Consider the following 12,956-nt stretch of genomic DNA (forward strand, 5'->3'; position numbering starts at 1 on the left):
ATAAGCATAACTATGATATCCTCCCGCTGTACACCCCTCCGCCTTGGTTCCCATGAGAGAGCTACAGATCAAACAGGCTTTGGCCGGCCATCTGGCGAGGCAATCTGCTGTCCAAGCGATCTCGCTGCTGGAAGAGCTGCGGCTGCACGGTGGGGAGGTGCGGGCCGATCTGGTGCTGGTTGAGGATATGCATTGCTTTGAGATCAAGAGCGAGGCCGATAGCCTGTCCCGGCTGATCAATCAAGGCTCTCGTTACGGCTGGGTCTTCGATCGGGTCACCTTGGTCATGGCCCCCTGCCACGTGGCCAAGGCTATGGACCTGTTGCCGCCTTGGTGGGGTGCAATGGTGGTCGACGCTGAGACGGGTACCTTCCAGTGCTTGCGCGAGGCGGGCTTGAATGTCCGGCACAAGGCCGCATCCCTCGCTTCCATCCTGAACAAGGAGGAGGCATTGGAGGTACTGCGCTTGGAAGGGCAATTGAGAGGCTGGAAGAGCAAGAGCCTGTACCTGATCCAGCAGCACATCACCGAGACGCTGAGTCTGGAGGAGATCAAGGCACACATTCGCACTGCGCTGCTCGTGCGGGCGAACAGCGCAGTGGCGCTCCACTAATACTGTTTTTTCAGCACATAGCTGATGTGATGTGTCCAGAACTCAGAGATGTGCAGATGGCCGCCGGCTTTGTTCTTCAGCGGAACGGCTGGATCGACCCGATCTGCAATCAGGCGATCGCCGAATGAGAACGGGGCTCCCAAGAATTCGTTGGCATACACCGTGGTCATGACCTTGGAGATGGCGATCGACTCGGCCTTGGTGGCGTTCTGACCGCGTATGATGCGCCACTTGTCATTCAGGGCGTAGCGAATGATGACCCGATTGCCTCGCCGCTTGAGCGTCTCTTCGGACCAGTTGGGGTTGAGCGGTCCATAGTCGGCGAAGCCAATGAGCGTGTCCGGTGCCAACGCATTGATCTGCGTCCATAGCTCCCAGTCCTTGCGCTTTACCTCGCCAGCACCATTGATGTGAGCCAGCGATGCAGGGAAGGAACCCGACGCAAGGTGCACGTGCTTGAAGCCCTGGCCCTTCAGCGCCTGCAGGGAAGCCGCTAGCACCGGTCGGTTTGCAGCAGAGATCGCCGGCGTCTGGCCCAAGTCGACGATGAGTCGCTCCACCCGTTGTCGTAGTCCGGGGACTTCAAGGGCGGCCTTAACAATCAGGATTGCGCCTGGCGCATCGCCTGGCTCAGGGAGGCGCAGACGAAGGGCTATCTTCCTGTTGCCCAGGGATGGCCCAATGGCCGGGAAGTCCTTTGCCGCGGTGGCGGGGTTGAGGACCGGCGTGACCAGCTTGCCTGAGCCGCCTACCACCTTTAAGAACTCGTTGAGTTCCTTGATGCGGCTGGCATTGAGGTCGCCATCCGGATTGGAGTAATCAATCAGCGCTGGCTGCTTCCATACATCAGCATAGGATTCGAGCATGGATGCGTGCTGCCCAGGCAAGCGAACCTCGATGCACGGCAGGGTTCGCCCCACCACTGGAGCAACCAGCTCGGACAATGCGCGCTGCTCGAATTTCTGCCACTTGATGATCGGAACATATTGCGGATGCGTGTCGAATCGAGCCGCCATGGCCCCCTCCTTGGCAGTTAATATGTCCTGGCGAGCCATTGGTGGACATCGCCAGCAATATCACTCCTGAAGGAAACTCCCTCCATGGAGTAGCCCAGATACTCTTAGGGTTTTGAGAAAGAGTCAAATCACCCGACCCAAAGACCGAGCGCCATTTCATTTAGGCAAATGCCGGCTTCTCTCCATGCTCTTCAGCTGGCAAGCCCGTAACCCCGCACCGGTGCCCAATGCAATTGACACGGAGTGTGTGATGTCCGCAGCGGTACGCCACCGCCCAAAAATTTTAGGCTGGAAGCCGTAAGCCGCAGCAGTGGTACGCCGTTGGTTGCTCCGGCGGGGAGGTGACGAACGTCTGCGGGGACGGATCATGCCTGGGAAACGGGAGCCGGCCTCAAATTATCGCGTCAAGTACTGAGGGCGCAGTTCTGTGATAAGTAGCTCCTGATCCCTAAACGTTTTGGGTCAGGACAGGCATCGGCAACCATCCACCGCAAGCAGCGTGCTTGGAGGCCAATCCGTCTTGAGCCAGGTTGTGGTACTCACAGGTCGCCAGGCGCTGGTGTATCCAGCGCCTGAGCGCCAACCATCATTGGCTCTGTGGCGACACCTCCTTCGTCAGGATGGGAGGTCGACGGAACTCGATGCGGATGTCCAGGACCTAATGGCTGATCCGCCTCGCGAGGGGCCTGCGTAACACCGACTGAGAGGGGAGCTGGGCATGATCGTGTACCTGGGATGGGGTTCTCTGGTGTGGCAGCCTCGTGATCTATCGATGGTCGGGGGCTGGCGGGAAGATGGGCCGCCCGTGCAGGTGGAGTACCTGCGGCAGTCAGGCAACGGACGCCTTACCCTGGTTCTAAGCCCGAACACATCTGCGCTCCCATCGTTCTGGACCGTCTACGACGGTGGAGAGGATGTCCTGCAGGCCAAAGACAGCCTGCGTGCTCATGAGAAAATTCTGCCTCGCAACCTTGATCGCCATGTTGGCGTCTGGCTTTCCGGATCAGCCGATCCGGCCGGCATCCCTGGGTTGCAGCAATGGGCTGCGGCCCGTGAGATCGACGTAGTTCTATGGACGGCCTTGCCGCCCAAGTTCAATGGCGAAGATAACCTGATTGCCAGTGCGGACGAGGTGCTGACCTACCTCAGTGATCTCAACGGTGAGGTGCGGGAGCGGGCAGAGGAGTACATCCGCCGCACGCCTTTGCAGATCGCGACACCCTACAGGCGGGACATCGAGCAACAGCTCGGGTGGACCCCGCTCTAGACGCGAGCGGCCGAAGGGGCATCTTGCCGACGATTGGAGAGCAGCAGTTACGCGGTCAGGATGAACCGTACGACATTGGCCAGCATCGCGCGGTCAATCTCGCCGGCGACACCGGGGTGCCGAATCGACCTCACCGACAGCCCATGCTCATGGTGCTGAAAGAAGTAGGCATCAAGAGAACCGAGGAACAGCTGCGAAGCGCCTACTCTTCGAGTAGGTGGACTATGAAGACCTGAGAAGCGAGCGAGGATGGCGCTGAGGTGCTTCGACGCCGCCGTCGACCTGGCCAGGTGACGAGCCGGCTAGGTCGTCGTGATGGGAGGGGCGACTGACGGTTCTATGGGGGGGGGCCAGAACGGGGTCGGAAGTATGAACGAATGTGCGACTTCCGACCCACCATTTAAGCTGTTTCAGTCGCAGCAAATCTAAGTTCTTGATTCTCGCCGGTAAAAAATTAGCTCGTAGCTTGCAGTGACAGGTGATCGTGCTAAAACTGAGTTGCCGGCACTGCCAGCCTCGACCTGCCGTCCAAGGGGACTGTCGCGAGTACTTTCACCAGTGATTAGAGAAATGGAAAGGAATGAAGCAAATACCGACACGCCCAGCACGTTAGATCTCATCACCAATTTTGGTGTGACGACCTTCAGTGCAGCATCCGGGCTCAGCGTTGATCGTAAGCACGCGTTCATGAGCTGGGCACAGTGCTCTGACATCCCGGACCAACTGGAAGTCACAAAGAGCCACGCGTGGACGAACCTGAAGGCTCTGCAGGGTGCGATGAACGATGCTCATCCCTTGCGCGGTCCAATTGACAGCGAGATCGATGATCTTCAGTCTGGCATGCAGGGCTTGGAGGAACGGATCTTGTCCGCCCAATCTCCTGACGAACTGGCGCAGGCTGTTCTGGAATACCAGGAACCGGTAAATGCCGCCGCCAGCATGTGGTCCGCGCGCACGCCGGGCACCAACTCCGGTGAGTCCTAAGGACGCACCGCCCGAGTCCCTAATAACTCGACAGATGTAACGGAAGGGCGTGCCGTACCCGGCACGCCTTCTTCTTTTGGGTGGAGTCCTGCGCCTCTGCTTTGGGATGCCATCGTGACCAAATGGCCTGTCATGGCCTGGCCGGGACCTGTGCCGGATAAGGTCGGATTTTGAGAGTATTCTCGGACCAGACCACAAGGAGGTTTTTGGACCATGCCTCAACCATCGGTTGGCCAAATCGAAGACGTGAAAGGTGCCGCGGTTCGGACTTTCATACGGATCTCGCAGGCGTGGCGGCTGTCTGACAATGAGCAACGCCAGATCCTTGGGGTGCCCGACCTGCCTCGGTTAGATGAGTCCGTGGAAGGAATGGTTGATGATTCGGTCCTTTTGCGGATCGGGTACATCCTTTCGATCTACAGGGCCTTGCACACCCTGTTCCCTGATGCGGCTCAAGCCGATACCTGGATCCATCGCGCCAACTCTGCGCCATTGTTCGGTGGTGACCCGGCCGTCAGGCCATTGTGCAGCGGGGCTGCTGGTAGCTTGCAGGCGGTCCGGGACTATCTTGAACTTCAATTGGGGTAATTCAGGTGCTGTCCCTACCAGGTCCGAGCCAGCGTACGACACCGAAGCACGGCGGGCTGATCCTTGTCAGAAGGCTTAAGTGATCGACAAGCCCTTGGGGAGGGGCAATGTAAGTGGACGCGACCTTTGAGGGGCCAGACATGAAGCCCTCTATCCTGGCATTGGACCTGGAAGGAACACTCATCTTTAACGCCATCAGCCAGATCCCACGGGCTGGCCTCTATGGATTTCTTGAGGATGCGCGATCGCGATTTGGGGAGCTGGTGATGTTTACCACCGTTCCTGAGGACCGGATGCGCAGCATCGCCGCCCTGCTGGTCAGCGAGGGCAGTGCTCCGGCCTGGTTCGCGCAGCTTCGATATGTGAAATGGTCCGGCAAGACCAAGGATCTTAGCTTTGTGTCTGCTCGCCTTGGCGAGGCGCTATTACTGGATGACCATGGCCCCTACGTCCACCCCGGGCAGGAGAAGTTCTGGGTGGAGATACCGCTGTTCGGATCTCCTTATCCGCTGGAGGACGAAGGCATGAAGGTCGCGTAACAGCAGCTGTTTAAACGAATCGAGACACTGCAAGCTGCCAAAGATCGCTGATCTGAGCCTGCCTAGGTTGGCCTATTCACTTCCGAAAAGTGTGGCTGGTCCCGACGCCACTGTGCAGTTCGGCCGCGCATGGAAGATGGTGCGCGGCACTGTGGCCAGTCGACTGGATCAGAGCTATGTGTCGCCGGAAAGTACCCCAAGGGTTGCTGTAACGGCATGAGCTAGTCGCGTTGATCGTGACTCGTGACACTCTTAGATATCGGCTTAATGCGATTGCTTTAGCGGCATGGATCAGGCTCAGGGTTCATAAAAAACTCGCAGCTAGTTGGCTCCTTACTCGCCAGCTACTAGGTGATAGAGAGTTCGTCGCCATCATTGAGGCATCCAAGCAGGCGTTCCATTGCGAGGCTGAGGCCGTCGTCTTCTGCTGGATAGGGAGATCCAAACAAAGGAATTTTCACCCATAGATGCTCTTGGCCAGGATGCACATAGGGGCCGTAATCATCGAGTAACAGCGCTTGACCTAGATGTGGCGAAATGAGTCGTAGGTCCTTTGTCTTCCCCGACCAGTTGATGTACTGGAGTGATGCAAACCAGTCAGGGGCACTGCCATCTCGAGCCAGAAGTGTGGCGATGGTCCGAAATCGCTCTTCGGGAACAGTGGTGAAGATCATCAATCGATCAAATCGCGTTCGGACGTCCTCCAGGAACCGGCAGAGTCCGGGCCTGGGAATCTGACTGATTGCATTGGAGATGAGCGTTCCTTCAAGGTCCAGCGCCAAGATTGTCGGCTTCATCCCCTGTCTCTGCGAAAGATGCTTGCGCACACATTGCTCCTTTGGCGTGTCTCTGTCTATCTCGCGCGCCTACTGGTTAGGCGAATGCTTGAGCCCGTAGTTCGCAGTGGGGCCGGTTGGACTGGGTTACCTGTTCCAGTAGCTTGCAAGTGACACCGAGGCGGCAGAAGGTTCGTTAGGCGTGAACGATCACTCTGACTCAACTGCAGCGACTCCCAGACGAATCAATAAGTTGTGATTGGGGTCTTGGCGTCCGCCTGCATTCATTCTCAACAATGAACGTCCGACCTCGGCAATCAATGGAAATGACAACTGAACGTAGACCCCCCATGCTTCGATGCTCTTCCGGCGGACAGCCACGTCGCGGTGCACAAGCAAGGATCGGCTTGCGAAAAAGAAATCCGCAAACATCTCATGCACGGTCATTGCCAACACCTCGCTTCGCTAGGGCCTCACGTAGAGAAGCGATCTGGCCGCGGAGGTGAGCATTCTCATCGGATAGGCGGACGTGTTCCTCCTTGTCCCTAAAGGTCGCAGTTCCGCGTATACGTCGCTGTACATCTCGTACGTAAGCAGCTTGGCTGCCAAGGCTTTCTTGGCCAAGTGCACTTGCGATTGACATCGCGATTGCATCGCCTCCTGTGTCTAAGCCCAGTTCAATGCGGGCGTCCAACTCGCGCTCCAGATAGGCGTTGGTGAATCCGCGTCGCCAAGCGTGAAGCCCAGCTCCCCTGGGCCAAGCAAGCGCAATGCGGGCCTTGCTAAACATCGTGGATACAGCGCCAGCGGTGAGTGGATTCCCGGTCCTCTCGTTGAGAAATACAGCGCGACTCACACTATCCGTACGTTGGATGATCGCGCGTCTTTCGTTGTCGATGTAATCAAGCACCTGCAATGCAGCGCCAGCGGGCACACTGAAACTATTGCTGTAGCCAAATTTCTGTGCCGATGGTGCTATCTGTAGGTCCGTGTCAGGCCGATTGCGTGCGGGATCGAAGTCACCTGTGGTCAGGCTGAGGATCGATCCCCGTCGCCATCCGACGGCCCACGCCAGCCCAAAAAGAAGGCAGTTCCGACGCGCCTGATCTGGCGGGCAGGTATCGTAGAAGTACTCGGTGAGCGCGGCGCGATCGGCTTCACCTGGTACAAAGCCCATCCTGTGCTTGCTACGTTCTCCGGCATTGCGGAAGGTCAACGGATAGCGCTTACGTGGTGAAGCTATCTTTTCGGATCTTTCATCCACCAACGTGCTTGTAATCTGGCAAGCTGTGCGACCGAGTAGACGACGGCCGTTGCCATACACGTAATCCCGCTGTAACCAAGCGTAGAACAAGTAAACGTTGCGCAAGTCAAGGTTGACTGTGCGCCGCCGGGCCTGCTGGTCGCCACTGCTATTGATCGCATCACGTGCCATCAGCCCATCGCGGAACTGTTTGATCAAGTTATCCGAGGCTTGCCACAGTTCAAGTCTCCGTTCGGCTAAGTATCGATACCACTTCACCAGTGTGTAGGCGCGGTTTTCAACCGTCTTGTTAGCCAACTGCTGCGTATCAATGCAGTCAATGATGTAATCCAAGAATGGCCAGTCAGTATGGCCATCAGATCCCGTTAGATGCCAGAATATCCGTCCGTCATGGGCGCGGTCCTTACGTAGGACGACTCTGTCGACGCAAATCAAATTACCACCTCCACTCGGTCGTTGAGTGATACGGGGTCGGTGATCTTGGGCACGGCTAAAGATATCAACTGGTCAGAGCTGGAATCGATCTTCAGCATCTGGGTGGCAACCACGACCGTGCGCTGGTTGGCAAGGCAGTGAACTTCCTCCCACCAGCCGATAGTTGGCGACTGTGCCGTCGGCCAGACGATGATCAAGGTTTCGAATTCACTCCCCTCGAACCAGCTATGGGGAGCCGTTCCAGTGTGCATCTCGACGATGTTGGTGCATCGCATGTGTTTGTGATGCCATTGCCGCAGAAGGGCATCGCGCTGGGAATCGCTCAGCCCCACCACACACACCGAACCCTCTAAAGCAGCTTGATAGCATACCCCCAGTAGTGCAGCCTCGAGCTGCTGTTGCGCTATCTGAAGCACCAAATCACCTTTGCGGTCAGCCCGTCGAGAGTCGTACGAAGGCAGCTGTAAGACACCATCTGAGTCAATCGCGGGGATACGTCCATCATCGGTGACTAATTGCGCTAGCCGCGTCTCCTCCGATTCGCAGCGCTTCAACATCGTCGCCACGACATCGTCCCCAGATCGTGCTGATCCATCATCGACGACGGTCAGGCAGCATACGTGCCGCACGTTGGCCAGAATGCGGGCTAAGACACGAACCCTGGCTCTGGCGGTGACCCATATCACCCGGGTCGCGCTTTCCAGCAAGGCGCAGGGCATGCCGATTTTCTGCTGTTCCACGATAGTGGCGCCAGGCAATCGAGTCCGTAGACAGTTGGTGACGACCGCGCTATCAGTCACGACAACTGTGATGCCACCCTGTGGCGCGGTTTCAAGGCGGCTATGTAGCTGTGCGATTTGGTTGGTATCCGTCCACCCTCGCACCCAGTGAATTCTTCTCGGCTCCGAGGGTTGCGCGTCTACTTCTGGACGATCCGCAGGTTCCCAAGCGCCGCCTGCATCGCCGCTACACATCATATGGAGCCGCGTTGCAACGAATGTGATCACATGGCTTGTTGCATCACTGATCCACGCATCCCGTGGGGCGTTGACAATGCGGCCAGATTGACACGAAGCAGAGATAGCTAGCGTTGCACCTACGCGATCACCTAAGACGCTCACCAGCGCCTCTCGCAAGTCGGAATCCGGCAATGCATCCCGTCCAACATCGAGCGCCTGATGCATCAGGTCATCCACGGCGCCACGCAGCCGACGAAGGTCGTGAGATTGAACGCCGAGATTGCCCGCAATGGCGTCCACCGTAGCAAAGGACGCAAAGGCGAGCATTCTATAAGGGTCATCGTTTAGCATCGCAGCGGCAGCTTCGCCATAATGGTCCAGCATATGTGCGGCCAACTCGTCGCTTGCTTCGTGCTCGTTCATCTCTCGCACCAATGCCAAATGGTGGGTCTGGCGCTGCCAGTACTCCACAGCTTGCGTGGCCCAGCAGTCCGCTAACGGGTGGGGGGCGAGCACTTCCGCGAGTTCTGTGTATCGGGCTCTAGTAAGAGCATCACCAAGTGATCCGGGCCAACGCTTCTGCCAGCGCGCCGCCCGGTATTCCACCAAGCCTGGAATGTGGTAGCTCAGAAAGCGTGAAATCAGAGCACCTGGGGGCAGGGCGCGCTCTCCGCGCTGAACTTGCCATAGCTCTCCACCCATAGGGTGATGCATCGCCCTCCCCAAGAATCTCCATACCTGCCCTGTCTTGGGTCCAGCGGGCAGTACGCCAGTGGGAACATGGATGCGCCAAGCTCCATTCTCGGTTTGCCAGCGTACAAACAGGCCAGCTTCATCAATCTCCAGTACGCTTTCAATCATGCCGATGTGCCACACCGGATCCTCGTTCGCTAATGTGCCCTTCATGATCGAATGATCCGACCGGATGACAGTAGCCATGAGACGGACTTCAGTTGACGCTTGAGTTGCGCGTTCTCTTCGCGCAGTCTGGCGAGTTCGTGCTCGATTACCGCCTGAGTGGGGCATCTGGTGTTTGAAGGATAAGACAGGGAGTCGTCGCCACCATCCAGTGAATCTATCAGTGCGCGCAGGTCGACGTTACTGTTGGCCGAAGACCGGCTAAGGCCAACCAAGCGACACAGAGCAGCACGGTTTACCCGACCACGAATTCGCGGAACCCTATGGCCCTCGGTGAGCCAGCCCTCCAGTCGTTCCACCAAAGAGATGCCTGGATCATTTGCCTTAGGTGCCATGGCCGCTCTTCCTCAGCGGAGTAATTTTTGCCATCAGAGCGGCTAACTCTGCGTTGCGCCCGCGCTCCTCGTTCAGAGCACTGCTCAAGCGGTCGAACACGCGTTTGAACTCTTCAGTTTCGCCTTGATGCTTGGCCTGCAGGTTTGAGTAATCACGACGCAAGTCCCGAATTTGACGCTGTTGCTCTCGGATTTCCCCAATACGCAGGTCTACGGCCTGGCGCGTCAATCGTAGCTCCACCTCAAGGCGGCGCAGGGTCGACGCTCGCCCTTCTTCCATTTGGCTCCTTGCGCGATCTCGCAAGGTGGCGATCAGTCTTACCGCCTGCTCTGTACTGGTTGGTCGTTTCGCAAGTGTATCGTTGCCTGTAACACTCAGCCTGGGCAAGGCGGTCCTCAGTTCAGGTGAGTTCTGCGAACCATCCCATTGCTTGAATTGACGCAAGCTCGACGGAAAATATTCCAGTAGCTTTCTGTCATGCGTATCCAGCAAGGTGTGTCCACTCGCGTCGTGCCGATAGGGGATGCCGTTGCTTGCCCAGTCGCGCAGCACAGCCAATTTTCGGTCGATTGCCGCCTGCGCGGCCTGCTTGGCAACTTGCGACTGGTGAGCTGAGGTCTTCATGACTTGGCCCGCTGAGCCCGCAAGGCGCGCATGTGCTCGGCATTGGAGTCCATGTTCTCCCGTGTGAGACTGATCAAGCGGTCAAGATTGGAGTGATCAAAGCGAGCGCGTGCCTGCTGCATCGGGGGTAGCAGAATGTCGTGCGCTTCCTGCTCCAGTTGCCGCAAGTCCTCTTGCAGGTTCTCCAAGTAAGCCTCATTGTTGAAATGATAGGGGCAGGCGTGACATTGGCGCGCACCAGCATGCTCGCGTGCAAGCTCGCCTGCGCGCTCACATCGCGCCTTCAGGTGACGATTGCTGTCTGGCGCGTGGCATTGGCCATGGCTCATTGGCCGCACTCGGTAGCCGCGCCCGGCGAGCTTATCGGCAATCTCGGGTATCTGATCAGCGCCTATCGTGATCTGCGAAGACATCTGTCGATACAGCTTCCGCACAACACGACTAAAGCCTCCTGCGGTGGGTCTACCTTCCAGAACCTGTTCGATCGCCTGCTCCAATTTCTCTCGCTCAACCTCAGCCAATGCAGCGTCCAGGTCACCTTGCTGTTCATCGAGTGCAGTGCGCACCTTCTCATTAGCGACCATGAACCGGTCGCGTCCCAGGGTAGCGCGGATCTGCTCAGCTAATGGGCGTGATGCGGGATCGGTGACGTATACTCGCGTCATCGCTACGTCAAGATGTCGCAAATGTTGCTTGAGCGCGCGCAACTCGGCGTGGTCGTACTGATGGTAGTAAAGAATTGCATAGAAGCGTCGGAACATATGAGTGGAGAAGGGAGAACGTTCCGCGTCGCCAAACGCTACCTGCAAGAAGCTCGATAAAGATCGCGTGCGCCCCTTATCGAAGGTGAATGCATAGTGGGCTTCTGGCTTCACTCCAACTTGGGTGCGTCGCCCGCAAGCGAATAAGCTATCACCAGCAGTGATCGCGGTATCGAACGGAGCGCAGGCAATTTTAAGCATCTCTAGGCAGCGCAGGGAATCGGCAGAGGTGCGATTGATGTAGAAGGTATGGCGATCGAAGTACGTCTTCTGGATGTAGAAGCTTGTCTGATAGATCCCAAGATCGTCATCGAGAACTTCTAGGTCGCCCACGCGCACGCCAATATGAGGATCGCAGATCTCTCGCTGTCGGCGGGCGTTCATCGCGGCCAATAGCACGCCGCACGCTCCCTGGACTGCACCAATCAACTGTTCCACCGTATACACATCATCCTGCTTGCCGTAATGGCCGCTATTAACCCAGCGGGCCACGGGCTTTCCTGTCAGCGTGCCAAGTTCTTTGGTAATAGGCTGTGACTGCAGCCATTCGGCCGATAGGATTGGGGCGGGTGTAACGGCGCACTGGACAGCCTTTGCGTACTGGCAGAGTTCAACAACGCGTGGCGCGACGTCATACAGAAGGCGCAAGGAAGCCTTCAGAAGATCAATCGCCGTTGGCAGGCTGAGGTTGTCGGTGCGCCCTGCTGCCTTAAGTGACATACGCGCTGCGACATGCGAGGGTCGGTTAGCAACGCGGTGCCGAAGGCGATCAACAGTAGCGGGTAGATTGCACCAGTCGTTAAGCCAGCCCAGTGTGTTATGAACTACTCCTTCTCCTGGAGCACCGTCTGAGATGACGGACCGGTCTGTCCATCCCTGCGAGAGTGGTGCATCCACCATGCTCTCGATGCGCGCCTTGATGATCTCTGGAAGTCCCAGAATCCCGCCCCAGCCTAGTCGTGCTCGCCAGAAAGGCTGCAGAAGCGTTTCGATGTGCGCGATAGAGCCACCTTGAATGCGGTAGTGGAAACCGCGGGCGAGCTCGTCAGGTGTGATCACATCAAGAGCGCGGTGCCATCGGGCGGTCAGGTCCAATGCTCCGGGCCAGCCACGGGTAACAAACTCTTTGATCAAGGTGCTGGTGTGTTCTGAAGTAGCGTCAGATAGGCGATACACACCGTGTGCACGTAGCCAGTCGAGAGTATGGCGGAACAGGTAGAGCTGGCGACTAAGCATGCGCGGCGCAGGCATGCCCGTTTTTGCGCTAAGCAGTCGGCGATCGGCGATGGCCAGTGCGGTGGCCAAGTACGCCGGCTCGTCGGGCAGCCGTGATACGGCTTGGTGCGAGCTGGTCGGAGGGAGAAATAGTTCGGACAGATCAAATTGGTGAGTGCTGTCGTCTGCTCGATAGCTCAGGTAAGTCCCTTCCAGAGTCAAGCGGTTGGACTGAACCAGATAGGGATCGGATGCAGTGGAAGCGGATTCGGAACCAAGTCGTGCTTTAGGCAGCATCATGTCAGTGCCCTTTGCGCGTTTCGGAGAAGGTCTGGGCGACGGTCCTGCACGATCTTCAATAGCACGTGCATATACAGCAGGCGAGGAAGGTGAATGCGGGAGAATGCCTCAGGATTGGAGCGTGAGAGCTCGAACCAACGTGCGCGATAGTAACTCTGGGTTCGTAGTGCCATCTCTAGCGTGTGCTCGTCGGCGTGAAGCCGATAGTGAGGACAGCCCACCCCTGTCTGGCAATGCAAGCCCGCACATGGTTCGTCGGTTTCCATTGAGTGGCCTGGTGGTCCGGAGAAAGGGTTCGTGCACAAGCCCCCGTCACCGGTGGGTAGCATGAGCGCGGCATCGACATCGAGCAATCGTAGTT

Annotated in this window: 11 protein-coding genes; 4 read left to right on the forward strand and 7 right to left on the reverse strand. The window is 57.6% G+C overall.

The window, feature by feature from the left end; translation table 11 throughout:
- The first annotated feature begins 52 nt into the window (after positions 1 to 52).
- Positions 53 to 613, forward strand: coding sequence for a sce7726 family protein (locus QMX79_RS00180; protein ID WP_101099251.1), 561 nt, complete (start codon positions 53 to 55; stop codon positions 611 to 613).
- On the opposite strand, the gene QMX79_RS00185 is transcribed toward QMX79_RS00180, so the two are convergent.
- Positions 610 to 1,629 (reverse strand): hypothetical protein, encoded by a 1,020-nt coding sequence (locus tag QMX79_RS00185; RefSeq protein WP_157825119.1) that lies wholly within the window; start codon positions 1,627 to 1,629, stop codon positions 610 to 612. The two genes, QMX79_RS00180 and QMX79_RS00185, sit on opposite strands and share 4 nt — an antisense overlap.
- 718 nt (positions 1,630 to 2,347) lie before the next feature.
- Between QMX79_RS00185 and QMX79_RS00190 the strand changes: the two genes are divergently transcribed.
- The 3 genes from QMX79_RS00190 to QMX79_RS00200 all read left to right on the forward strand — a co-directional run bounded on the left by QMX79_RS00190 (position 2,348) and on the right by QMX79_RS00200 (position 5,007).
- A complete protein-coding gene (locus QMX79_RS00190; RefSeq protein ID WP_282243162.1) occupies positions 2,348 to 2,896 on the forward strand; it encodes a hypothetical protein in 549 nt (182 codons plus the stop codon).
- A 570-nt stretch (positions 2,897 to 3,466) separates the two neighbouring features.
- Positions 3,467 to 3,880, forward strand: coding sequence for a hypothetical protein (locus QMX79_RS00195; protein ID WP_101099255.1), 414 nt, complete (start codon positions 3,467 to 3,469; stop codon positions 3,878 to 3,880).
- A 728-nt stretch (positions 3,881 to 4,608) separates the two neighbouring features.
- A complete protein-coding gene (locus QMX79_RS00200) occupies positions 4,609 to 5,007 on the forward strand; it encodes a hypothetical protein (RefSeq protein WP_101099348.1) in 399 nt (132 codons plus the stop codon).
- Between the two features lie 347 nt (positions 5,008 to 5,354).
- On the opposite strand, the gene QMX79_RS00205 is transcribed toward QMX79_RS00200, so the two are convergent.
- From QMX79_RS00205 to QMX79_RS00230, 6 genes are all read right to left on the reverse strand, one after another.
- A complete protein-coding gene (locus QMX79_RS00205) occupies positions 5,355 to 5,834 on the reverse strand; it encodes an NIF family HAD-type phosphatase (protein ID WP_232767659.1) in 480 nt (159 codons plus the stop codon).
- Between the two features lie 159 nt (positions 5,835 to 5,993).
- The gene (locus QMX79_RS00210; protein WP_146033470.1) at positions 5,994 to 6,230 is read right to left on the reverse strand and encodes a hypothetical protein; all 237 of its coding nucleotides are present in this window, start codon (positions 6,228 to 6,230) and stop codon (positions 5,994 to 5,996) included.
- Positions 6,217 to 7,380, reverse strand: coding sequence for a tyrosine-type recombinase/integrase (locus tag QMX79_RS00215; protein ID WP_101116217.1), 1,164 nt, complete (start codon positions 7,378 to 7,380; stop codon positions 6,217 to 6,219). The genes QMX79_RS00210 and QMX79_RS00215 overlap by 14 nt, the downstream gene beginning before the upstream one ends.
- Positions 7,381 to 7,478: 98 nt before the next feature.
- Positions 7,479 to 9,380 (reverse strand): helix-hairpin-helix domain-containing protein, encoded by a 1,902-nt coding sequence (locus QMX79_RS00220; RefSeq protein ID WP_172448145.1) that lies wholly within the window; start codon positions 9,378 to 9,380, stop codon positions 7,479 to 7,481.
- A gap of 303 nt (positions 9,381 to 9,683) precedes the next feature.
- The gene (locus tag QMX79_RS00225) at positions 9,684 to 10,319 is read right to left on the reverse strand and encodes a hypothetical protein (RefSeq protein ID WP_101099260.1); all 636 of its coding nucleotides are present in this window, start codon (positions 10,317 to 10,319) and stop codon (positions 9,684 to 9,686) included.
- Entirely contained in the window at positions 10,316 to 12,595 is a 2,280-nt protein-coding gene (locus QMX79_RS00230; protein WP_146033471.1) for a hypothetical protein, read from the reverse strand. Before QMX79_RS00230 ends, QMX79_RS00225 begins: the two co-directional genes overlap by 4 nt.
- Between the last annotated feature and the right edge of the window lie 361 nt (positions 12,596 to 12,956).

The sequence above is a fragment of the Stenotrophomonas sp. PS02300 genome (genome assembly GCF_029959395.1).
Lineage (GTDB): Bacteria > Pseudomonadota > Gammaproteobacteria > Xanthomonadales > Xanthomonadaceae > Stenotrophomonas > Stenotrophomonas maltophilia_AD.